This window comes from Aequorivita sp. IT1183 (assembly GCF_058068265.1).
In genome coordinates, this window is record NZ_JBYRHS010000001.1 from 458,541 (window position 1) to 482,065 (window position 23,525).

The following is a 23,525-nucleotide window of genomic DNA, read 5'->3' on the forward strand; positions in this document are numbered from 1 at the left end:
TCTAAGCCTTTCCTTCGTTTTCGGTTCTGGTGGCGTTTACAACATCTTCAAAATCCATTGGTTTTCCTAAATATACAAGACTGCACCCAACTTCAACCTCAAGTTCTGATGGTGCATTTAAGAGGTTTAAATATCCCGTTTCGTGTTTTAGGAAAAGTGGGATCGCATTTTCGTTTTCACTTATAATATTTAGCACTCTTAAAAATTGATTGTGATTTTCCACAGGAATTTCTTGAATAGAAGGGAAGTCTTGAGCAACTTGTGTAAACTTTGTATAATCGTGGGTGTGCGAAAATAATTCTTTGGCAGAGAGCGTTTGTCTTTTCTGCATTTCATCAGAAGTCATCAATCTAAAAGTACCATTTTCACCAAAATATCTTCCAAAACGGTTAATAGCTTGTTTGTTAATTTCGTCGCTCCCAGTCATTGCAAGTAAATAACCTACATCGTTCAATTCTATATTATCTGTTAGATCGTCTGCATAGATGTTTGCCGTAAATGCCTCTAAACCTAATTCTTTTGCTCTGTTTATATTTAATTGGTTGGAATCAATAAGCACAACATGTCGGTTGTTTTTGTGTAAATACGTTGCAATAAGTCTTGATGCTTTTGAAGCACCAACCATTATAATTCCTTCAGATTTTTTTAAATAGACTCCTAGCCAGCTTGCAACAACTCTAGCTGTTGTGGCGTTCATAATTACAGTTATTAAAACCACTGCAAAAACTAAAGGTGTAATATATTCTGCTCCAACTACACCTTTTGAAACCAACTTGGTACCAAATAGTGAGGATATACCTGCAGCAACAATTCCGCGAGGGCCTACCCAACTTATAAACAGCTTTTCATTGGTTTTAAGCGAGGAGCCAATGGTACTGGCAAAGACCGTCAAAGGCCGAAGTATAAAAATTACTATTGCCAATAATATTGCTGTTTTCCAATTATAAACTAGCAATAAGTCTTCAACACTTATGTTTGCCGCAAGTAAAATGAATAATATAGAAACCAATAAAACGCTTAGTGATTCCTTAAAATAAAGAAGCTCCTTTAGGCTTGGCAAATCGCTATTACCAAGAAACATTCCCATTACCACTACAGCCAAAAGCCCAGATTCGTGTGCGAATAAATCACTTATAACAAACACTGCCATTACTAGCGAAAGAGATACCACATTTGATAAATAGTGCGGTACGAGTTTCTTTTTTATAGCGAAATAGAGCGCGTACCCTGCAGTAATTCCGAAGGACATTCCTATTAAAACAATTTTTCCGAAATCTAACAATGCCTGTTTAGTATAGCCAGAATCACCTTCTACACTAATAAATTCGTATACAAGTACAGCAACTAAAGCACCAATGGGGTCAATGAGAATTCCCTCCCATCTAAGAACAGCAGCCACATCTTTTTTAAGTGGAATATTTCTTAAAATAGGAGTAATTACGGTTGGTCCCGTAACAATTATTAAGGCCGAAAAAAGAAAAGCAATACGCCAATCGAGTCCAAACACATAATGAGCAGCAACACCAGCACCTATAAAAGTGATGGCAGCACCAATACTAATCAACTTACCAATGGATGGTCCTACTTTTGAAATTTCGTCTCTTTTTAAGGTGAGTCCACCTTCAAAAAGAATAATTCCTACGGCCAAAGACACAAAATAGAAAAGATTTTCACCGGGAAATAATCCCTTTTCGCCATTCCAAATAGGTTGAAGCCATTGAGTTCCATCTTCTGACAAAAATGTGGAAATCGGACCAACTAGTAGTCCTATCAAAATTAAAGGTAAAATAGCCGGGATTTTAAATTTCCATGCGACCCACTGGGCCAGGATTCCGAGAATTATAATTCCTGCAAGTTCTACCATTCAGTTGGGTTTTCGGTAAAAATAAAGATTTTTCGCTTCCACGAAACACTAATGAATTGTTAAAAATAGTATAATTAAGTTATACTTCGGTCTTTGGTCTCTAAGGCTTTTGTTAATTTGCGATTCATTTCTTCAAATTATGAAATTATTCCCTATTGAATCCGGCAATTTTAAACTAGATGGTGGCGCTATGTTTGGCGTTGTACCAAAAACTCTTTGGACCAGAACCAACCCAGCTGATGTAAATAATATGATAGATATTGCCGCGCGATGTCTTCTTATTGAAAACGGCGATCGGCTAACGCTAATCGACACTGGAATGGGTAATAAACAAAACGATAAATTCTTTAGCTACTATTACCAATGGGGCGATCATAATTTGGACGATTCCCTTAAAAAATATGGGTTTCATCGCGATGACATAACAGATGTTTTTATGACGCACCTACACTTTGACCATTGCGGAGGAAGTGTACAACGGAATAAAGACCGAACGGGTTACGAGCCAGCCTTCAAAAATGCTACATATTGGAGCAATAAAGATCACTGGCAATGGGCAACCGAACCCAACCGACGGGAACAAGCTTCCTTTTTAAAAGAAAATATCATGCCCATGCAGGAAAGCGGGCAGTTAAAGTTTGTGACGCAACCCAACTCAGATTTTGCAGAGGCAAGCGAACTCGATTTCGGAATTTTATTTGTTGACGGGCACACAGACAAGCAAATGATTCCGCATATAAATTATAAAGGAAAAACGCTGGTATTTGTGGCAGATTTATTGCCTACAGCGGGCCATTTACCACTTCCGTTTGTGATGGGTTATGATACTCGACCGTTGCTGACACTTCCCGAAAAAGAAAAATTTCTAAACAAAGCAGCGGAAAACAATTTCTATCTTTTAATGGAACACGATGCTCACAACCCAATAATTACCGTAAAAAATACTGATAAAGGTGTTCGTCTAAACGAAACATTATCACTCACCGAATTTTTTAATTAATTCCTTATTTCAAAAATGAAAATTTTTAAGATCACTCTTTTTGCAGTTGCATTATCAACTGTATTTGCAAGCTGCGGTAGTGGAGCAACTATTGTTGCCACACCAATTTCAAACATTGATTCAAACCCCATAAAAATAGTACCGCTTACAGATGCGCAACTTAAACACTGGCCAGCGATGGATTTAGTGAAAGATACCGTTCCAGGTATGAGCGTAGATAAAGCCTACAGCGAAATAATTAAAAAACGTAAAGGCACAAAAGTAATTGTAGCTGTAATTGATAGTGGAGTAGACATTGAACATGAAGATCTTAAAAACGTAATCTGGACCAACCCAGGCGAAATAGCCGGAAATGGTATTGACGACGACAATAACGGTTTTATAGACGATATTCACGGTTGGAATTTTCTTGGCGATATTACCGATGAAAACATGGAATATGTGCGTATCATCAGAAAATTGAAGCCAAAATTTGAAGGGAAAAGTGAATCTTCAATTAGTGCTGCAGACCGCGAAGATTACGCATTGTATCTAAAAGCAAGTGCTGAATACGAGAAGGAAGTTTCAGAGATAATGGCTAATAAAGAACGTTACGGGCAGATTGTTTCGCAACTGAAGCCAACGCACCAATCAATGGCTAAGAAACTTGGTAAAGAAAATTATACGCAAAAAGATTTAGCCGCTATAACTAATCCTTCACCACAAGAAAAGCAACAAATAGCAATGCTTAACCAAATGCTGAACTTTGCAGAATCCGTACCTGAAGTTTTGAAAGAACTTGAAGGCGGTTTAAAATATTTCGACGGAAGATTGAAGGGTAATTTTAATATGACTGAAGATTTTCGTGGCGTTTTAGGCGATGATCCAGACGATATTACGGATAATGTTTATGGTGATAACAATGTAGCAGGACCAGACCCTACCAAAGAAAATGTAAAACACGGAACTCACGTTGCAGGTATAATTGCCGCAGAACGCAACAACGGTATTGGTATGGACGGCGTTGCAAATAATGTAGAAATTATGGCTGTTCGCGCAGTTTCTGAAGGCGATGAGTATGATAAAGATATTGCGTTAGCAATTCGTTATGCCGTAGATAATGGTGCGAAAGTAGTAAATACAAGTTTCGGAAAATACTATTCTCCACATGCAGACTGGGTTTATGAAGCTATAAAATACGCAGCTTCAAAAGATGTTTTAATTGTGAACGCTTCTGGAAACGACGGTTTCGACTTAGATACCGTAAACATTTATCCAAACGATCAGATTGATAATGGAACCGAAATGGCAGATACATTTTTATCTGTGGGTGCACTTAACTTTGAATATGGAAGCGAAATTGTGGCAAACTTTTCAAACTACGGAAAAACAAACGTAGATGTATTTGCTCCAGGCGTTAAAATTTGGGCAACCACACCATTAAACACTTATGAATATTTACAAGGAACTTCAATGGCATCTCCTGAAGTTGCTGGAGTAGCTGCAATGATTCGTTCGTATTATCCAAACCTTTCCGCAAAACAAGTAAAGCAAATTTTGATGGATAGTGGACTTTCAATAAATACAAAAGTAATCTTGGCTGGTGAAGCTTCCAATACCGAATCTTTCTCAAATATTTCAAAATCTGGTAAAATTGTAAATATGTATAACGCCTTAATAATGGCCGATAAAATGTCTAAATAATGAAGCTAATTGTAAATCTATTTTTCTTATCAGCAGTATTTTTTTCGGCTGTAGCTCAAAATAACACTAGCTATTGGCAGCAAGAAGTTGATTATAAAATGAACGTTCAAATGGACGTGAAAACCTTTCAATATAAAGGTACGCAAGAGTTGAAATACACAAACAACTCTCCCGATACTTTAAACAAGGTTTTTTATCACCTTTACTTTAACGCCTTTCAACCCGGAAGCGAAATGGATGTGCGTTCGCGCAATATTGCCGATCCAGATAGCCGAGTGACGGATAGAATTTCAAAATTGTCTCCTGAAGAAATTGGGTATATTAAACCTACATTATTCACTCAAAGTGGTGTTGCAGCAAAATATAGAATTAAAGGAACAGTGATGGAAGTTATGCTTAACCAACCCATCCCACCAGGCGAGAGCACCGTATTTAATATGGAATGGGATGCACAGGTTCCATTGCAGGTTCGTCGTTCAGGCAGAGATAGTTCAGAAGGTGTTGCATTAACAATGACGCAGTGGTACCCAAAACTAGCAGAATACGACTTTGAAGGTTGGCACGCCGATCCTTATATTGGCCGTGAGTTTCACGGGGTATGGGGTAATTTTGATGTTACTATCACTATCGACGCAGACTACACTATCGGTGGAACTGGTTATTTACAAAATCCGGCGGAAGTTGGCCACGGCTACACAGCCCCCGGACAAAAATGGATGAAACCTAAAAAAGGAAAATACACTTGGCACTTTTTAGCGCCAGATGTTCACGATTTCGCCTGGGCGGCAGATAATGAATATGTGCACGACACTTACCCAGGACCCAATGGCGTAACGCTTCATTTTTTCTATAAAAATGATCCTGAAATTGCCGAAAACTGGAAAAATCTTCAGCCTAAAACTGCAGCATTAATGGAATTTTTCAACGAGCAAGTTGGGCAATATCCTTATGAGCAGTATTCAGTAATTCAAGGTGGAGACGGTGGAATGGAATATGCCATGAGCACGATGATTACCGGTGGTCGCGAGTTTGGAAGCTTAGTGGGAGTAACAGCTCACGAGCTGGCACATTCTTGGTTTCAATTTGTTTTGGCAACAAACGAACTTAAGCACGAGTGGATGGATGAAGGTTTTACCTCATACATTTCAGACGAAGCGATGAATTATGTTATGGAGGAAAACAAGCCAAATCCGCATGCTGGTTCATACAGAGGTTATTTATACATGGCCACTAGCGGAAAGGAACAACCACTAACCACGCACGCAGATAGATATGCTAGCAACCGCGCTTATGGCGTAAATGCATATAGCAAAGGCTCTGTATTCTTAACGCAATTGGGGTACATTATTGGCCCAGAGAATCTTTCAAAAACGTTGAAGCGCTATTACTCAGATTTTAAATTCAAGCATCCAACGCCAAACGACTTTATTCGCACTGCGGAAAAGGTTTCAGGATTTGAGTTAGATTGGTATTTAATGGATTTTACGCAAACAACAAATACCATAGATTACGGCATAAAAGCTGTTGAAAATGAAGGAGAAAACACGAAGATTACTTTGGAAAGAAATGGTTTAATGCCATTGCCAATAGACCTTTATGTAAATTATGAAGACGGGACGCAAGAGTTATTTTACATTCCATTGCGAATGACTTGGGGCGAAAAACCAAATCCGTTTACAGATTTAAAACGAACTGTTTTAGAAGACTGGGCGTGGGCATATCCAACCTATACTTTTGAAATAAAAAACGGTAAAAAAATAAAAAATATGATGATTGATGCCACACGACGAATGGCCGATATTAATCCTGACAATAATTTATGGGAAGCCCCCTAGCCCCCAAAGGGGGAAATTGTTGAAATGACATTAGACCTCAAAGGTTTTAAAAACCTTTGAGGTCTTTCTTTTTATATATTTACAGCGTGAACCAAAAATTTCCAAAACCTCAAAAATTAAAAAGTTCTAAAACGATTGAAAAATTGTTTTTGGAAGGTGAAACGCTTTTTAAATTTCCTATAAAAATATTTTTTCTTCCGAAGGAAAATATTGAAACTCACCTTGCCGCATTCGCTGTTCCGAAACGGAATTTTAAATCTGCTGTGGATCGAAATCGGGTAAAAAGACAGCTTCGCGAAGCATACCGACTTAACAAACATTTGCTTGAAGAAATTCACGGCAAGAAATTTGTGATGCTCATTCTTTATTTAGGAAAAGTAAAACCGCAGTATGCCGAGCTGGAAAAAGCAATGCAAAAGCTGCTTAAAAAATTAGGGGATGAAAATAATTAGCACGTTACTTTTATTGTTTGTCTTGGGATGTTCGGATGGAAGTTCCAATAAAAATTATGCGGGAGATTCTTCAATGGCAGATGTAAAGATGATGACAGAAGCTTCATTTACGCAGCAACTCACGCCTCCGCCACAAGAAGAACAGAAAATAATTAAAACTGCCCGCTTAGCTTTTGAAACAATTGATGTAGAGGCCACGCACAAAAAAATTCTTCAGCTTGCATCGCAATACAAAGGCTTGGTGCAAAGTGACAATAGTGGAAAAGATTACAACCGTCTTTATAAAAACTTAATTGTTCGCGTTCCCACAGAAAACTTTCAACCCTTTATCGATGGTGTTTCTGAAGGGGTGGCTTATTTCGATAGTCGCGAAATTAACCGACAAGATGTTTCCGAAGAATTTGTAGATCTGGAAGCGCGTTTAAAAGCAAAACGCCAACTTGAAAGCAGATATCTGGAATTGCTGAAAAAAGCCAACAACGTAAAAGATATGCTTGAAATAGAACGCGAACTTTCAAATATTCGTGAAGAAATTGAAGCAAAACAAGGGCGTTTGCAATATTTGCAAAGTCAAGTATCTATGAGTACCGTGAATATTGAATTCTATAAAACCACTGCCGAAACTGGAGTTACTCAATCGTACGGTCAAAAAATGAAAAACGCTATGCAAGGCGGCTGGAATGGTATTTCGGTGTTTTTCTTAGGCATTTTATACCTTTGGCCTTTATTCCTCGTTGCAATTGTAGTTGTTGTCATTCTTCGTATATTGTTAAAAAAGAAAAGGAAAACGCATTAAAATTTCAGAAAACTGCAGGGTCTTTTTCCCGACTTTGTAGGTTTCGAGATCAGTCATAAAGACCTACAAGGTTTTTGAAACCTTGCAGGATATATAAATTTCAACAAAATGAAAAAAAGAATAATAATTCCCATTGTGGCCCTTGGTATATTTTTTACCACGGTAAGTTTTAAAAGTGACTTTTTCGAAATTGCCAAACAGATTGAAATCTTCACAACGCTATTCAAAGAATTGAACATGAATTACGTGGACGAAGTTACTCCTGCCACGCTTATGGACAAAGCCATAAAGGGAATGTTGGAAGATTTAGACCCTTACACTGTCTATTGGAACGAACAGCAAGTAGAGGACGCTAGAATCAATAATTCGGGCGTTTATACAGGCATTGGCGCAATTGCACAAAGCAGAAAGGATAAAATTATTATTGTTGAGCCTTATAAAGATTATCCAGCCGATAAAGCAGGTTTAAAAGCTGGCGATGAAATTGTAAAAATTGGCGATATTACAGTTGCCGATTTGCAAGACGATGCTGGCGAATTATTAAAAGGTGCCCCAGGTTCTAAAGTAGAAGTAACTTACAAACGCCAAGGAAAATTAGCCACAACCATCATTACCCGCGACGCGGTAGATATTAAAGCTGTACCCTATTACAAACTAATAAATAGCGACATTGGTTATATCGTGCTTTCGCAATTCAATAGTAAAACTACAATTGAAACCAAGGCGGCGCTGGTAGATTTAAAGTCGCAGGGAGCCACAAAAATTATATTGGATTTACGCGGAAACCCTGGTGGATTGCTGAATGAAGCTATAAATGTGGTAAATCTTTTTGTTGATAAAGGCGAAGTTATTACAACTACAAAGTCTGTAATTGAAAAATACAACCAAGTTTATAAAACCAAATACGACCCAGTTGATAAAGAAATTCCTGTTGTGGTTTTGGTAAATGGAAGAAGTGCTTCCGCTAGCGAAATTGTTTCCGGTGGCTTACAAGATTTGGACCGCGCAGTAGTTGTGGGCGCACGTAGTTTCGGAAAAGGATTGGTGCAACGACCAAAAAAACTAACATACGGAACGCAGTTAAAAGTTACCATTTCTCGTTATTACACGCCTAGTGGCAGGTCTATTCAGGCTTTAGATTATTGGCATCGCGATGAAAATGGAGACCCTATCAGGAAAGATGCAAAAGAATACAACGCGTACAAAACCAGAGGCGGCAGAACGGTTTATGACGGCGGCGGAATCCTTCCGGATGTTGAATTAAAGTCGGCTGTTTTTAGTCCAATCACCACAGCACTTTTGAAAGACAATGCTATTTTCGACTACGCAACAAAATATTATTACAGCCACCAAATGGCAGATTGGAAGGATTTTAAATTCACCCAAGCCGATTTTCAAGATTTTCTTAAGTTTTTAAAAGACAACAATTTTGAATACGAAACCGAGACAGAAAAGAAGTTTGCAGAAGGTTTAAAAATTTCGGAAGGTGATGATATGAGTAAAGAGATTGCGACGAGTTACAACCAACTTATGGCCGCAATCGACAATGCAAAAGATAAAGCCGTTATTGACAAAAAAGTAGAAATAGAGTCTTTATTAATTGATGAAATTTTGAAACGATATTTCTATAGAGAAGGATTGTATAATTATCAAATTGAGCACAATCCAGAGATTTTAGAGGCTGTTTCAGTTTTGAATGATGCAGGGAGGTATAAGAAAATTTTGAAGTGAATTTTGTCTCGGTCGAGGTCAGTCGAGACCTATTAAGGTTAAAAATTTTGATTTTGAATCTATACTTAAAATGTCCGAATTGTAAATACGAGAATAGCTTTAAATCTACTACAGCTACTCGTGTTGAATATGCAATGAAGTATGGAAAAACTAAGACACTAAATTGTAGCAAGTGTAATTCGAAAATTAAAACGCGATTGAATAAAATTTATGCTAAGGAATCAAAATTGGCATATCTATTAGCTGGTACTATTTTCTTAATCGGTTCAATTTTGGTTTTGGTATTTTGGTTAAAAGTTCTAAGATATTCTAATAATTCGATGGGATTGTATGCAGTTGCTTTAATTTTTTTAATTCCTGTTTACATCTTTATAATAATAGAAAAGGAGGAAAGAAATAGAGTAAATACTTTTAATCATTCTTATGTTAGTGAGTAGTACTAATTAAAAACAAGCAAAACAATATATTGTGTCTTTATGCGAAAATAAAGGCTGTTTTTAAAAAAGTTGCTTTCGGTTTTAAAGGATTCCAAAGCTTAAAAGAAAAAACTATTCCTTTATAATTTTAAATGAATTCGACGCTTTTTCCCCAATTTTTAAAATATAATTTCCCGTAGACAATTCCGAAACGTTAATGGTTGAATGTTGGGCTGAGAGCGTACCTTCCTTCACTTTTTTTGTAGCAGAATCAAAAATGATATAATTTAAAGGAAACAAATTTTGAGTATCTACAATTTCAAGCAAGGAAGTTGTTGGGTTAGGAAATATTTTAAACTGCTCATTATCTTCAATTGATAAAATGCTAAGATGTTGATCTAAATACGGAGTAAGGTATAAAGTGTGCAATTTTTGGATTGTTCCCGTGCTGTCAAATCTTTCGTTAGAAATATAATAATTTAGACCGTCACTGGTGGTAATTCCTTCTACTTGATGAAATGGCAAGTTTATACCTAGTTTCCGTTTGTTCGCCCCAAAAAAGTTCTCTCCAAAATAATCATATAACAGAAAAACAAAAGGTTGTAAAAAGTTGCTATAGCCTGAAAGAGCAATAATGTTTTCATCTTTTTTATATACTGCACCAGTTAATAACCCATCAATATCATATGTATCTTGTAATTCAGCCTGATATGTACCAGGGATCTTAGGGATTTTATAGAGCCTAGTTTTATTACTTACCCATTCCTTTGTAAAAAGAAAAATAGCATCAGTAGTTACAATAAAAGCTTCACAGTCATAATCGGTATTATTGGGTTCCTGAGGAGTAAAATCGACCTGATCTTCATATGCAAAATTTATAAAGTCAAATTCAGGCGTTCCAGCTTGTATTGAAACCTTGGTAACGCGAATAATTTTTAAATCTATACGATTGCCATTGAGATTATTCCCAAAATCCCCCAAGTATATATAATCGTCATCTTGCGATATTTCCTCCCAATCTACATTTATTAGAGGTTCTAAGGAAATTTCACTCTCAATTGAACCATTTGAAGGGTTAAGTTTATAGAGATTGTTATCGTCACTATCATTATGCGTCCAGAGGTTCTCCTCCCAATAAATTAGTCCCGAAGTTTCTGCAAGTTCGGCGTCCAACTGATAGCTATTTGTAGTAGAAACTGCTACAGAATTGTACGTACAACTCCCATCGTTTTGCATAGCATCCGGATTATAATTATTAGCTAGAGGATCTGTACAGCCCGTTTGGGAATAAATTTGACCCATTCCCATAAAAAGTATAGAAATAGAAATCGTAGTTATTTTGACCAATGAAATATTCACAATTTTAAATGATTTAATATATTATGCTAAAGTACTTTTTAGAAATTACTCCTTCCCGAATGACAATATCATTTCGAATAGATTACTTGGATAATTTCATTTAAAAAATAAAATGAAACCATCAATATATATATCCCTAACAAAACTTTTTCTTCACTTAACATAAGCTTAACTCACTGTTTATCAATATTATCGTACTTTAGGCCTTATGTTAAAAGTAGACAGAGATGAAAATATGGAGATTCTAAAAGAATCTGTAGCCTATTTAGAGAACAGGGGTTTTGAACACATTCAGGCTGATGTGGACGGTTATGAAACTCCAAAATCCTATCATAAAAAAGATAGCGATGTAGTAATTACCCCAGACATTGTTGCTGATCGTGCTGGCATAAAACATTATTTCGAAATAAGTTTAAAATCAGCAAAACCGCGATTGCTTAAATCGAAATGGCAATTTTTAGATACTTTAACGCGAATGAGAAATCAGCGTTTTAAAATAATTACCCGTCGTGGTCATTATAAATTTACAGACGAAATGCTGAAAGACCTTAATTTGGAAAAAAACCTTATTAAGCTCTAACCATAGCAATGTGCGGGATTCCATCCTCCATATAACGGTCGCCAATAGTTTTAAAACCGTGGCTTTCGTAAAAAATGACTAAATAAATTTGAGCCGATATCTTAATGGTATTGGCTTTATAATTTGTTTTAATAGCCTTTATGGACGCTTTAGTAATTTCATGCCCATAACCAAGTTTTCGATAATTTTCACGCACTAAAACTCTTCCTATAGATGCTTCATCAAAATAATCGCCAGCTTTAAAGCAGCGCGTATAAGCAACTAATAATTCATTTTCCCAAGCCATAACATGCAAAGCACGTTCGTCTTTTCCATCAATATCTTGATAGACGCAATCTTGCTCTACTACAAATACTTCACTTCGTAATTGCAAAACTTTGTACAGTTCATTTATGCTTAATTCCTCAAAATTCTTTACGTCAATTTCCATAGCTTTTTAAATAAAATCAATCTTGAACAATTATATCCTTTGGGTCGTCTTTTTGATGTTCGGGCTGAATAGTAACGTGATTAATTCCGTAATCGCGATAAAGAACTTCCTCAACCTTCGTAAGCACAGCGTCAAATTGTGAAAGGGTTACGTCTTCATAAAAATCGATATGTGCTTCTAAATGTGTCTCATCTTCATTGAGCTGCCAAATATGCATATGGTGCACGTTTTTTATCTCAGGAATTTCACAAAGCGCATCACTAATAACAACCAAATTTAAATCTCCGGGAGTAAATAACATTAAAACTCTGAAAGAAGTTTTAAGTAAATCGTAACCCATTACTAATAAATATAGTGCTATTAAAACTGTTAGTAGGCTATCCACCCAAAACCACTCGTAATACTTCATTAATAAACCGCCAATTAAAACAGCTACTGATGCAGCCATATCAGTAATTAAATGAAGATATGCTGAGCGCATATTCATATTACTTTTTGAATCTTTAAAAAGTAATAAAACACTAAAACCATTAAAGAAGATACCTAAAATAGCTAACCAAATAACTAAGTTACTTTCAATAGCTTGTGGATTGAAAAAACGAATAGAAGCTTCGTAAATTAGATAAATCGCAACTACTATTAAAGTAGCAGAATTTACAAAAGCAGCTATTATTTCGGCGCGTTTGTAACCGAAAGTCTTTTCTACAGATGCCTCTTTTTTTGAATATCTATCGGCAATATAACTAACCACCAATGAAAGCACATCGCTAAAATTATGAAGCGCATCAGATAACAACGATAAGCTACCAGAAATAATACCACCAATTGCTTGTGCAACGGTAATACCAATATTTAAAAGAATGGAAAGCAATAACTTTCTTCCTTTCAAATCTGGATGTGAATGGATGTGAGAGTGTTCGTGATTGTGAGGCATTTTAAACGGTTATGAACAGGCAATTTTTTCTACCCGGTTTTGATGACGACCGCCTTCAAATTCAGTTGCTAAAAAGGTTTTAACCATTTCTACAGCTTGTGGTTTGCTAGTGAATCGTGCCGGAATACTTAAAATATTTGCATCGTTATGTTGACGTGCAAGTTGGGTAATTTCCTTTGTCCAGCAAAGTGCCGAACGCACTTTTTGATGTTTGTTAGCGGTCATATTAGCGCCATTACCACTACCACAGATTATAATACCTAAATCTACTTTTTGGTTTTCAACATCATCTGCTACTGGATGTACAAAATCTGGATAATCAACACTCGATTCAGAATCGGTTCCATGATTAATAACAGTGTGTCCTTCCTTTTCAAGAAACGAAATTATTTCATATTTATACTCTGTGCCTGCGTGGTCGTTACCGATGGAAATTTTCATAATATCTATTTTTTTTCAAAGGTAATGATTTCGGATTCAGAAATTTTCTTACATAAAATTTTAAGAGTAAAAAATTATATTTTAATCACTATTGAAGACAAAGTCAGTGAACCCGTTTTAACCAATTGGTTTTAAAATAGTAATGATTTCTTAACCACAACTTCACATTATAGTTAACAACATTGTTGATATTTGTTCACTGAAATACGACAACTAAAATTGCAGATGTGGTTATTATTTACAATAGGTTCAAGTATTTTAATAAACCTAAATAATAACTCCTTTTTTACATATTAGTTGTCATCAAAAATTCTTCCCTTCCAAACAACATTTCTAAAAAAACTTATAACAATTCACTTATCAAATTACGTTGTTCACAGTTGTTAATTACTATTTCTATTCTATTATTTTCAAGGCTATTAAATCTTAAATCTATGTTAACAACCTATTATTAAAAGAGGATAAATTAATTTCAAAACAAATCTTCAAAAAGTTATTGTACATATTAACACCCCATAATCATCACCATTTTTTATTTTAATAATTTCAAAAAAACAAATGATGTATTAATATATGTTGATAACTCAAAAAAGGGATTTATAATGAAATTTAAGATGAAGGAATAAATGAAAATTGTATTACGCACTTTATTAAACTATTTTAAGATTGGAAGGATGATCAAGATTTTTAATAATTTCTTCAGCTTCTTCTATATCTTCAATATGAACTTGAAGTCTAATACCACCCATAGCGTTAGAATAGAAAGGAAAAACACCAATCATGGTTTCATTTTGAAAGAAATACCGAATTTCCGCCTGATCAAACAAAAGTTGAAGCACCGCGTATTCTGCAGGATATTGAAAGATTGCTATGGTTTTAAAATGCTTCATTTTCGGTTTACTGAAATTATAAAATAATATATAATCAATTCAAAATATGTCTAACTTTTCAAAAATATAATTTAAAGTGGTGGGGTTACTTAATTATTTAGACGAAACCCTAATTAACTACTAACTTAATAAGCTATTAACCTACCATAAGGTACTAAATCTTTGCTAATGTAAACACGTCATTCTACGAGAAGTAGTACTTTTACGATTATTACAAAATATACTATGCCAAAACAAAAACGAAAAAAGAATAACAATAAAATTGAAAATCTTTCCCAAACCATTTTAAACATTCTTCGGAAAGATCATTCACAAGCTTTCAACTACAAACAAATTGCCGCAAAATTACAACTGGACGACGCCAGTAGCAGAAACCAAATAGTAAAAAAACTAAAGGATCTGCAAGGAAAAGGTAGCATTCAGGAAATTGAACGCGGCAAATACATACTTACCCCTTCACAAAATTATTATACCGGAAAAGTAGATATAGCTGGCCGTGGCCAAGGTTATATTATTGTTGAAGATTTAGAAGAAGATATTTATGTGAAAAATCAAAACTTAAACAAAGCGCTAAATGGCGATATTGTTGAAGTTTATGTTTTTAAACGCAAAAAAGGCGGCAAGACTGAAGGTGAAGTAACAAAAATTATAGAACGCAAACGAACAGAATTTGTAGGTACCATTCAAGTACAAGAAAATTTTGCCTTTGTTGATGTTACAGATTATAAAATGTACACCGATATTTTTGTTCCAAAGAATAAAATAAACGGCGCTAAAAATGGCGAAAAAGTACTAGTTGCAATGGAAGATTGGCCAGAAAAAGCTGATTCTCCTTTCGGAAGTGTTATAAAAGTTCTGGGAATGCCAGGAGAACACAATACTGAAATTCATTCTATTTTAGCACAATACGGCTTACCGTATGATTTTCCACCAGAAGTGGAAGATTTCGCTAATAAAATTGATACTTCAATTAAAGAATCTGAAATTAAAAAGCGTCGCGATATGCGAGAGGCGTTAACTTTTACTATAGATCCGAAGGATGCGAAAGATTTTGATGATGCCCTATCTTTTGAAAAATTAGACAACGGAAACTACGAAATAGGAATTCATATTGCAGACGTTTCACATTATCTTACTCCAGGAAACGAGTTGGATAATGAAGCTTACGAACGCGCAACCTCGGTTTATTTAGTAGATAGAGTAGTGCCAATGCTTCCGGAAATTCTTTCAAACAACGCTTGTTCACTTCGTCCAAACGAAGAAAAATATACTTTTTCTGCAGTATTTGAAATGAATCAAAAAGCAGAAGTTGTTAATCAATGGTTTGGAAAAACGGCAACGTATAGCGATGCCCGTTTTGCGTATGAAGAAGCACAACATGTTATTGAGAATCCTAAAGAAGAAACACATATTATTCCTTCAAATATTTCAATTACAGATACGGAATACACGGTTAAACCAGAAATAGCTTCGGCTATTATAGAAATGGATCGTTTAGCTAAAATATTACGTACAAAACGTATGCGAGCTGGCGCTATCTCTTTTGATAAAGTGGAAGTAAAATTCATTTTAGACGAAAAGAGTAATCCCGAAGGTGTTTATTTTAAAGAGAGTAAAGACGCCAATAAAATGATTGAAGAATTTATGCTTTTGGCAAATAGAAGTGTAGCTGAATTCATAGGAAAACAACAACCAAAAAAGACTTTTGTGTACCGTGTTCACGATGAACCGGACGATGAAAAGATAGCAGCTTTAGAAAATATTATAAAGCGTTTTGGTTATAAATTAAACACCAAAGACCGTCATACTACAGCTACTTCAATGAACAAGCTTTTAAAAGATGTTCAAGGTAAAAAGGAACAAAACTTAATAGACACACTTACCATCCGAAGTATGAGTAAGGCTATGTATACCACTCACAACATTGGTCACTATGGTTTGGCGTTCGATTACTATACGCACTTTACTTCACCTATTCGTCGTTATCCAGATGTAATGGTGCACCGTTTATTGCAGCATTATTTAGAAAATGGAAAAACTGCAAAAGAGGAAGAATTCGAAGAAAAATGTAGCCATAGTAGCGATATGGAAAGCCTAGCTACTAATGCTGAACGCGATAGTATAAAGTATATGCAAGTAAAGTATATGCAGGACCATAAAGACGAAGAATTTTTAGGTGTAATTTCTGGAGTTACTGAATGGGGTATTTATATTGAAATTATTTCGAATAAATGCGAAGGAATGGTCAGATTACAAGATTTACAGGATGACCGTTACGAATTTGACAGAGACGAATTTGCAGTAATTGGTCAACGAACGAACAACGTTTATCGCCTTGGTGATGAAGTTTATGTGAAAGTAAAAAATGCAGATTTAGTTAAGAAACATTTAGATTTCACGATGATTGGTCATCAAAACTAAGTTAAAAACTAATAAATAGTACCGATGAAAAAACTGATTTTAATAGCTATACTTTGCGTATCAGCTATTTCATTTTCACAGCAAACCACAGAAGTTGGCGATTTTAGTGAATTGAAAGTTTACGATCTAATTACGGTAAAACTTGTACCTGCAGACAAAAACGAAGTAGTTGTAAACGGCATTAATTCAGATTATGTAAAAACAATAAACGACAACGGTGTTTTAAAAATACGAATGCAGTTGGAAGAACGTTTTGATGGGAACGCAACCAATGTAACGCTTTACTTTAAAAATATTTCGGTTATCGATGCTAACGAAGGTTCGGTTATTTATTCAGAATCTGAAATAAAAGTACCTTCACTAGTACTTAGGTCCCAAGAAGGCGCTAAAATAAATGTAGAAATTTCTTCTGAAAATATCATTATAAAAGCTGTTTCTGGTGGAATTATTGAAGCGAAAGGAGTTGCAAACAAACAGGATATTACAATAAATTCTGGTGGAGTTTACGAAGGTTTAAATCTTATTACTGCAGAAACAACGGTTAGTGTAACTGCCGGTGGAGTTGCTAATATTTATACTACTGAAAAAATAGATGCCAAAGTAACTGCAGGCGGTTCTATTAAAGTTCACGGTAATCCCGAAGACATAAAAAGGAAAAGACGTGCAGGCGGAAATATTGAAATAGTTAAAGCTAAAAATTAAAATTTTAAAGCGTTTGGGTAAAAGTAATTTGTATTTTTACCCTTACTATGTTTGACGGTTTACTCTACGCAGCATTTTACGGATTTTTATTGGCATTTGCAGTCGGACCAGTGTTTTTTACATTGATTGAAACGGCAATTACCAAAGGAATTAAAGCCGCTATTTTTTTTGATCTCGGGGCTCTTGTTGCTGATGTTATTTTTATATTAATCGCTTTTTACAGCACCAGCAGAATTCTTGAAAAAGTTAAGAATGATCCAGGGTTACTTATCTTTGGAGGGGCTATTTTAATAGCTTACGGAATCATTTCCTACATACGTACTAACAAATCTATTTTCAAAATTGTCCGCGAGCATTATGCGGTTAAGGTGAAGAAAAATCTTGGTGGTTTATTCCTAAAAGGCTTTCTTTTAAATTTTGTAAACTTTGGTGTTTTAGCTGGTTGGATAGGTACATTAATAATGGCCAATGCGCTAACCACTTCAGATAATGGAGTGTTTCTGTTTATTGCTACGGTGTTGGCTACATTTTTTCTCACCGATCTTTTAAAAATGATTTTAGCAAAAAGACTGAAGAATAAAATGACTCCCCGCGTAATTTTCAAAACCAAAAAATGGATTAGTATTTTAATACTGGCGTTTGGTATATTACTACTTACCCAAGGAATTTTCCCAAAAGGAGTGGAGGCGGGACTTGAAAAAATTCCTGTAAATCAGCATCCGCTGGAGAAGCCTATTCCACCTATTGAAGAGCCGTTATAATATTATAATTAGTAGATTATTAATTTCTGTAATTATATTTTTTACCACCGTCCTGTATTTCTATTTGCACAATGCTATCCATAGGAATTTCTCTCGTTAAACCTTGCAAAAATCGCGAACGCACACCTTTCAATGTATCATTTTCCAAAATAACTGTATCAAAATAGAATTGATATTTTTTTGAATTTACATCCGTAACCCGCAGTTCGATTGATGGTGAGTTGTCTAAAAATGTTGTATTCCCATCTTTATCGGTTACAATAATTTGTCTGATATTATTTGAATTATATTTAATATCCCGATGAAAAAGTGGGTTATTAATTTGGGTGTTTTTTACATTTTCCGAAGTTTCACCAATCATTTGTTCTCGAAAACTTTCTACCGGAATTGTATAGGTTTTGCAGGAGATAACCATAAGTAAAACTCCAATTGCCAATAATCTATTTTTAAATCTTTTCATATTTCGAAATTTATAATAAATAGAAACACCTTCCAAATTTATATTGAAGGTTTCGCGGGGAACGATTGTAACACTTCTTAAAAATAAAAAAACCCCAACGTTATGTTGAGGTTTTGTAGAGGCATCGAGCGGATTCGAACCGCTGTAGCAGCTTTTGCAGAGCTGAGCCTAGCCACTCGGCCACGATGCCTTATTAAGGCTTGCAAATGTAAAAAAATTAAACTTAAAAATCCTATTAAAAAAGCAAATTACCTTTTCCTTTTCAATGTAACGCTCACTTCGGCTACATCGCCTCCAGTTGGCGGATTTCTTTTGGCTACAGAAACTTTTACTTCAGTTACCATTTCAATTTTTAAAAGAATGGAATCAATTATTCTTTTTGCAACCTGCTCTAAAAGTTTGGCGCGAACCGCCATTTCTTCGCGAACAATATTTTGCAGCATAACATAATCTACGGTATCTGCAAGCTCATCAGTGTTTGACGCATTTTTTAAATCTGCTTTCACAGAAACGTTTACTAAATAGTCTGAACCTATTTGCCCCTCTTCAATTAAGCAGCCGTGAAAGGCATAAATCTTTATGTTTTTTAAGCGAATAGTTCCCATGTAATTAGTTTTCGCAAAGATACTTTTTTATGTTATTTGGTTACCTTTGTAGCACTAAAATCAAAAGCATTATTTACAAGACAGTTTACGTCTTTAAACTAAAATATATGACAAAGGAAGCCGCGCCGCTGAATTTTATAGAGCACATTATTGAAGAAGATCTTACAAAAGGTTATAAAAAAGAAGAACTGTGTTTTCGTTTTCCACCAGAGCCAAACGGTTATCTGCACATTGGTCATGCCTCATCTATTTGCTTAAATTTTGGTTTGGGTGAAAGATACAATGCCCCCGTTAATCTACGTTTTGACGATACAAACCCAGCAAAAGAGGAACAAGAATTTGTTGATTCTATAAAACGCGATATTTCGTGGTTAGGGTATGAATGGGCTACTGAATGCTATGCTTCAGATTATTTTCAGCAGTTATATGATTGGTCAGTTCAACTCATAAAAGATGGAAAGGCATATGTAGATTCACAAACTTCTGAAGTAATTGCAGAACAAAAAGGAACACCAAATACTCCTGGAAAACCTAGTCCGTTTAGAGCGCGTTCGGTTGCCGAAAATTTAGAATTGCTTGAAAAAATGAAGAATGGCGAAACCAAAGAAGGTGAACACGTACTTCGTGCTAAAATAAATATGGAATCGCCAAATATGTTGATGCGCGATCCTGTTATGTATAGAACTATTAATAAGCATCACCACCGCACAGGTACAGATTGGAAAATCTTCCCAATGTATGATTGGACCCACGGTGAAAGCGATTACATCGAACAAGTATCTCATTCCTTCTGTACGCTCGAATTTCTACCCCATAGAGAGCTTTACGATTGGTTTTTGGACCAAGTGTACGAAAAAGAAAAATTACGCCCTAAGCAGCGCGAATTTGCCCGTAGAAATTTAAGTCATACTTTAGTTAGCAAACGTAAACTTGCACAGTTGGTAAGTAGCGGTGTTGTTACTGGATGGGACGATCCGCGAATGCCAACAATTTCTGGTCTTCGCAGAAGAGGATATACGCCAGAATCCATCAAAAATTTTGCAAATAGCATTGGTGTTGGTAAGCGCGAAAATTTGATAGATGTTTCACATTTAGAATTCAATGTTCGTGAAGATTTGAACAAAAAAGCACCTCGAATAATGGTGGTTTTAGATCCGGTGAAATTAATTATAGACAATTACCCTGAAGGCAAAACCGAAATGCTGGAAGCAGAAAATAATCAAGAAGACGAAAGTGCAGGCTATCGCGAAGTTCCTTTTTCAAAAGAACTTTTAATTGAAAGAGATGATTTTCTTGAAGAAGCGAATCGTAAATTTTTCCGTTTAACAATTGGGAAAGAAGTGCGTTTAAAGAATGCATATATTATTAAAGGCGAAAGTGTAGTTAAAGATTCCGAAGGAAATATTACTGAAATACATTGTACCTACGATCCCGACAGTAAAAGTGGAAGTGGTTCTGAAGCTTCACTTCGCAAAGTAAAAGGCACGCTTCACTGGGTTTCTGCGCAGCACGCATTAGCTGTGGAAGTACGTCTTTACGATCGTCTTTTTACTGAGGCATCTCCAGATACCCATAAAGAAAAGGATTTTATGGATTTTATAAATCCAGACTCATTACAAGTAATTACAGGCTATGCAGAACCAAGTGTGAAAGATTCTATTGCGGAAGATAAATTTCAGTTTCAACGTTTGGGCTATTTTGTGGTTGACCGTGATTCAACTGCGGAAAAAGTAGTTTTCAACCGTACAGTTCCGCTACGCGACTCTTGGGTAAAATTGTCTGAATAATTAACATTTAAATTTGAAAATAACTCATATTTTAAGATAATTTGGCTATAATTTGCACTTTTTAAGAGAAATTTATAGTTTAAAAATTAACTATTAACCGGTTGTTAACAACAAGATGAAAGTCCGTTAACTACCTTTGATGTTATTAACTAATAAAATTATAAAACAATGGCATCAAATACAGGTCAAACACTTCTTGCATTATTAACAGGCGCAGCAATCGGTGCTGGTATCGGAATTCTTTACGCACCAGATAAAGGTTCAAAAACAAGAGATAAACTTAGCAAAGAAGCTAAGAATGCGCAGAAGCAGTTAAATAAGCAAATACAGGAAACAACAAGCACTTTAAGCGAAAAAGCCCAACGTGCTCGTCATAGTTTTGAAGAAAAATTAAATGAGACACTCTCATCTGCTAGTTTTAAAGCTGATGATATATTGTTGGCAATGGAAGACAAGTTGGAAGCATTAAGAAAGCAAAATGCTAAGTTTCATACAGAGGCTTCCGTAGATAAGGCCAAAGCAAAGGCCAAAAAAGTAACTTCATAATATGGCGTTTAGCGACTTAAAAGAAAGTCTAAATCGGGTAACCGAGAGATTAGAAGATTATAGTGTAAGCATGGCGGAGTACTATAAACTCCGCCTGTTTAAGTCTGCTATGAAGGGCTCTATATCACTAGTTAACTTACTTGTATATGGCAGTCTTACACTTTTTGTTATGCTTTTCTTTTCAGTAGGCGCAGCATATTGGCTGGCAACTTTTTTTGATGAAGTCTATATTGGTTTTTTATTAGTTGGAGTCTTTTACGGGATAATCCTAATATTCATGTTTATTTACGGCAGAAAAATTATAGAACGTAAACTTCTTATAAAATTCTCTGATATTTTATACGATGAAGATGATATTACTCCAAAGGCGGCAGCGGAGAAAGAAATTGAAGAATATCAAGAAATCCTGGAAGAAGAGGAAAATAGTAAATAAAACACTTCAAATCAACTTTTATGAAGCGATACACTACTTTTGAAGAAATAGATAGAGACTTAAAATATCTTAGACTTAAATCTCAAATAGATCTTGAAGAATTTAAACTTGGTATAAGCGAAAGCAAAAACACTATAAGTGAAGCATTTTCGCCAATCAATTTTATTGCAAATACAGTTGGCTCTATTCTTAAGAAAGCTTTTGTTTATAAGATAGTAGATAAACTGGTAGGAATAAAACCAGTTAAAAAGGAAGAATACGAAGATTAATTATTTTCAAACAATAATACTTCAATAAAATAGAAGCGCCCCTCAATATTTTGAGGGGCGCTATTGTTTTTACAATTGTTCTATTTTAATAATTTAAATCATCACCTTCTTCGGCTCTTGGCGGTGTTTTACGTTTAGATTTCTTTTTTATAACAATGCCATTTTCAATGTTCTTTTTCTTCATTTCCTCACCAATTTGATTACTTGCCACGAAGGACGCAATCATATTATTCAGCATTTCGCTACCTGCTTGTGGTGAATTTGGCATAAGTATAAGATTTGTATTAGTTGCTTCCCCTATAGATTGTAGCGTATCGTAGTGTTGGGTAACTACAATCAAAGCTGAAGCTTCTTGCGAGTTGATTCCAACATTGTTTAAAACGTCTACACTTTCCTCTAAACCACGCGCAATTTCGCGACGCTGGTCTGCAATACCTTGACCCTGCAAACGCTTACTTTCGGCCTCTGCACGCGCTTTGGCAACAATTTTTATTCTTTCCGCTTCGGCTTCAAATTCTGCCGCAACTTTTTCGCGTTCGGCGGCGTTAATTCTATTCATCGCTGCTTTTACTTGAATATCCGGATCAATATCTGTAACTAAAGTTTTAATAATGTCGTAACCATAGGTGCTCATAGCTTCGTTTAATTCTGCTTTCACAGCAATTGCAACGTCATCTTTTCTTTCAAACACATCATCGAGTTTCATTTTAGGTACCTCTGCACGAACCACATCAAAAACGTATGACGTTATCTGATCGTGCGGATTTTCCAGTTTGTAAAAGGCATCATATACCTTCTGTTCCAAAACCTGAAATTGCACTGAAATCTTCAATCTAACAAAAACGTCATCCTTTGTTTTAGTTTCAACAATTACATCTAATTGCTGAATTTTAAGGTTGATACGTCCAGTAATACGGTCTACTAAAGGAATTTTTAATTGTAATCCCGAATGGCGTATACTTTGAAACTTTCCAAACCTTTCTACTATTGCGGCCGTTTGTTGTTTCACGGTAAAAAAACTCGCAAAGAGAATAAACAAGCCAATAATTAAAATTGGCACTAAAATAAACCCACCCATATTTCTTAAATATTTATAAATTATACGTTGTGGAAGATACAAAATTAAAGCT

Annotated in this window: 23 protein-coding genes and 1 tRNA gene; 14 read left to right on the forward strand and 10 right to left on the reverse strand. The window is 35.3% G+C overall.

Going from position 1 to position 23,525, the window contains the following annotated elements; translation table 11 throughout:
* Nucleotide 1: 1 nt before the first annotated feature.
* Nucleotides 2-1,864 (reverse strand): cation:proton antiporter, encoded by a 1,863-nt coding sequence (locus AC3RVF_RS02000; protein WP_489690309.1) that lies wholly within the window; start codon nt 1,862-1,864, stop codon nt 2-4.
* 139 nt (nt 1,865-2,003) lie between these two features.
* On the opposite strand from AC3RVF_RS02000, the gene AC3RVF_RS02005 reads away from it, so the two are divergent.
* The 6 genes from AC3RVF_RS02005 (at nt 2,004) to AC3RVF_RS02030 (ending at nt 9,361) form a co-directional block, all read left to right on the forward strand.
* Nucleotides 2,004-2,864 carry an MBL fold metallo-hydrolase gene (locus AC3RVF_RS02005; protein ID WP_489690308.1) on the forward strand — a complete coding sequence of 287 codons (861 nt, stop codon included), beginning with the start codon at nt 2,004-2,006 and terminating at the stop codon, nt 2,862-2,864.
* 15 nt (nt 2,865-2,879) lie between these two features.
* Nucleotides 2,880-4,547: a S8 family peptidase gene (locus AC3RVF_RS02010; protein WP_489690307.1), complete on the forward strand. Its 1,668-nt coding sequence runs from the start codon at nt 2,880-2,882 to the stop codon at nt 4,545-4,547.
* Nucleotides 4,547-6,382 (forward strand): M1 family metallopeptidase, encoded by a 1,836-nt coding sequence (locus AC3RVF_RS02015; protein WP_489692622.1) that lies wholly within the window; start codon nt 4,547-4,549, stop codon nt 6,380-6,382. The genes AC3RVF_RS02010 and AC3RVF_RS02015 overlap by 1 nt, the downstream gene beginning before the upstream one ends.
* 86 nt (nt 6,383-6,468) lie before the next feature.
* The gene (gene rnpA / locus AC3RVF_RS02020) at nt 6,469-6,834 is read left to right on the forward strand and encodes a ribonuclease P protein component (RefSeq protein ID WP_489690305.1); all 366 of its coding nucleotides are present in this window, start codon (nt 6,469-6,471) and stop codon (nt 6,832-6,834) included.
* On the forward strand, nt 6,821-7,630 hold the full coding sequence (locus tag AC3RVF_RS02025) for a DUF4349 domain-containing protein (RefSeq protein WP_489690304.1): 810 nt from the start codon (nt 6,821-6,823) through the stop codon (nt 7,628-7,630). The genes rnpA and AC3RVF_RS02025 overlap by 14 nt, the downstream gene beginning before the upstream one ends.
* A gap of 108 nt (nt 7,631-7,738) precedes the next feature.
* Entirely contained in the window at nt 7,739-9,361 is a 1,623-nt protein-coding gene (locus tag AC3RVF_RS02030) for a S41 family peptidase (protein WP_489690303.1), read from the forward strand.
* A 548-nt stretch (nt 9,362-9,909) separates the two neighbouring features.
* Here AC3RVF_RS02030 and AC3RVF_RS02035 read toward each other — a convergent pair.
* Nucleotides 9,910-11,136, reverse strand: a complete 1,227-nt coding sequence (locus tag AC3RVF_RS02035; protein WP_489692623.1) for a T9SS type A sorting domain-containing protein — start codon at nt 11,134-11,136, stop codon at nt 9,910-9,912.
* A gap of 208 nt (nt 11,137-11,344) precedes the next feature.
* Here AC3RVF_RS02035 and AC3RVF_RS02040 point away from each other — a divergent pair, with 208 nt between their 5' ends.
* Nucleotides 11,345-11,716: a hypothetical protein gene (locus tag AC3RVF_RS02040; protein WP_489690301.1), complete on the forward strand. Its 372-nt coding sequence runs from the start codon at nt 11,345-11,347 to the stop codon at nt 11,714-11,716.
* Here the strand turns inward: AC3RVF_RS02040 and AC3RVF_RS02045 are convergent.
* From AC3RVF_RS02045 to AC3RVF_RS02060, 4 genes are all read right to left on the reverse strand, one after another.
* Nucleotides 11,706-12,146, reverse strand: a complete 441-nt coding sequence (locus AC3RVF_RS02045) for a GNAT family N-acetyltransferase (protein ID WP_489690300.1) — start codon at nt 12,144-12,146, stop codon at nt 11,706-11,708. The two genes, AC3RVF_RS02040 and AC3RVF_RS02045, sit on opposite strands and share 11 nt — an antisense overlap.
* A 16-nt stretch (nt 12,147-12,162) precedes the next feature.
* Nucleotides 12,163-13,080: a cation diffusion facilitator family transporter gene (locus tag AC3RVF_RS02050; protein WP_489690299.1), complete on the reverse strand. Its 918-nt coding sequence runs from the start codon at nt 13,078-13,080 to the stop codon at nt 12,163-12,165.
* A gap of 9 nt (nt 13,081-13,089) precedes the next feature.
* Nucleotides 13,090-13,521: a ribose 5-phosphate isomerase B gene (gene rpiB, locus AC3RVF_RS02055; protein ID WP_489690298.1), complete on the reverse strand. Its 432-nt coding sequence runs from the start codon at nt 13,519-13,521 to the stop codon at nt 13,090-13,092.
* 650 nt (nt 13,522-14,171) lie between these two features.
* Nucleotides 14,172-14,411, reverse strand: coding sequence for a DUF2007 domain-containing protein (locus tag AC3RVF_RS02060; RefSeq protein WP_489690297.1), 240 nt, complete (start codon nt 14,409-14,411; stop codon nt 14,172-14,174).
* A gap of 225 nt (nt 14,412-14,636) precedes the next feature.
* Here AC3RVF_RS02060 and rnr point away from each other — a divergent pair, with 225 nt between their 5' ends.
* The 3 genes from rnr to AC3RVF_RS02075 are packed head-to-tail and all read left to right on the forward strand — an operon-like array spanning nt 14,637 to nt 18,295.
* Complete coding sequence (rnr, locus tag AC3RVF_RS02065) at nt 14,637-16,832, forward strand: ribonuclease R (protein ID WP_489692624.1); 2,196 nt, start codon at nt 14,637-14,639, stop codon at nt 16,830-16,832.
* Between the two features lie 24 nt (nt 16,833-16,856).
* On the forward strand, nt 16,857-17,534 hold the full coding sequence (locus tag AC3RVF_RS02070) for a head GIN domain-containing protein (RefSeq protein WP_489690295.1): 678 nt from the start codon (nt 16,857-16,859) through the stop codon (nt 17,532-17,534).
* A 47-nt stretch (nt 17,535-17,581) separates the two neighbouring features.
* On the forward strand, nt 17,582-18,295 hold the full coding sequence (locus AC3RVF_RS02075) for a LysE family translocator (RefSeq protein ID WP_489690294.1): 714 nt from the start codon (nt 17,582-17,584) through the stop codon (nt 18,293-18,295).
* 19 nt (nt 18,296-18,314) lie between these two features.
* On the opposite strand, the gene AC3RVF_RS02080 is transcribed toward AC3RVF_RS02075, so the two are convergent.
* The 3 genes from AC3RVF_RS02080 to folB form a co-directional block, all read right to left on the reverse strand.
* The gene (locus AC3RVF_RS02080; RefSeq protein ID WP_489690293.1) at nt 18,315-18,755 is read right to left on the reverse strand and encodes a hypothetical protein; all 441 of its coding nucleotides are present in this window, start codon (nt 18,753-18,755) and stop codon (nt 18,315-18,317) included.
* 119 nt (nt 18,756-18,874) lie between these two features.
* Nucleotides 18,875-18,945, reverse strand: a tRNA-Cys gene (locus tag AC3RVF_RS02085).
* Nucleotides 18,946-19,003: 58 nt separating this feature from the next.
* Nucleotides 19,004-19,360, reverse strand: coding sequence for a dihydroneopterin aldolase (gene folB / locus AC3RVF_RS02090; RefSeq protein ID WP_489690292.1), 357 nt, complete (start codon nt 19,358-19,360; stop codon nt 19,004-19,006).
* Nucleotides 19,361-19,467: 107 nt separating this feature from the next.
* Between folB and AC3RVF_RS02095 the strand changes: the two genes are divergently transcribed.
* The 4 genes from AC3RVF_RS02095 (at nt 19,468) to AC3RVF_RS02110 (ending at nt 22,395) form a co-directional block, all read left to right on the forward strand.
* On the forward strand, nt 19,468-21,147 hold the full coding sequence (locus AC3RVF_RS02095) for a glutamine--tRNA ligase/YqeY domain fusion protein (protein ID WP_489692625.1): 1,680 nt from the start codon (nt 19,468-19,470) through the stop codon (nt 21,145-21,147).
* A gap of 168 nt (nt 21,148-21,315) precedes the next feature.
* The gene (locus AC3RVF_RS02100) at nt 21,316-21,693 is read left to right on the forward strand and encodes a YtxH domain-containing protein (RefSeq protein ID WP_489690290.1); all 378 of its coding nucleotides are present in this window, start codon (nt 21,316-21,318) and stop codon (nt 21,691-21,693) included.
* Nucleotide 21,694: 1 nt separating this feature from the next.
* On the forward strand, nt 21,695-22,126 hold the full coding sequence (locus tag AC3RVF_RS02105; RefSeq protein ID WP_489692626.1) for a phage holin family protein: 432 nt from the start codon (nt 21,695-21,697) through the stop codon (nt 22,124-22,126).
* A gap of 20 nt (nt 22,127-22,146) precedes the next feature.
* Nucleotides 22,147-22,395, forward strand: coding sequence for a hypothetical protein (locus tag AC3RVF_RS02110; protein WP_489690288.1), 249 nt, complete (start codon nt 22,147-22,149; stop codon nt 22,393-22,395).
* An 85-nt stretch (nt 22,396-22,480) separates the two neighbouring features.
* On the opposite strand, the gene AC3RVF_RS02115 is transcribed toward AC3RVF_RS02110, so the two are convergent.
* Nucleotides 22,481-23,473: an SPFH domain-containing protein gene (locus tag AC3RVF_RS02115; RefSeq protein WP_489690704.1), complete on the reverse strand. Its 993-nt coding sequence runs from the start codon at nt 23,471-23,473 to the stop codon at nt 22,481-22,483.
* Nucleotides 23,474-23,525: the final 52 nt, after the last annotated feature.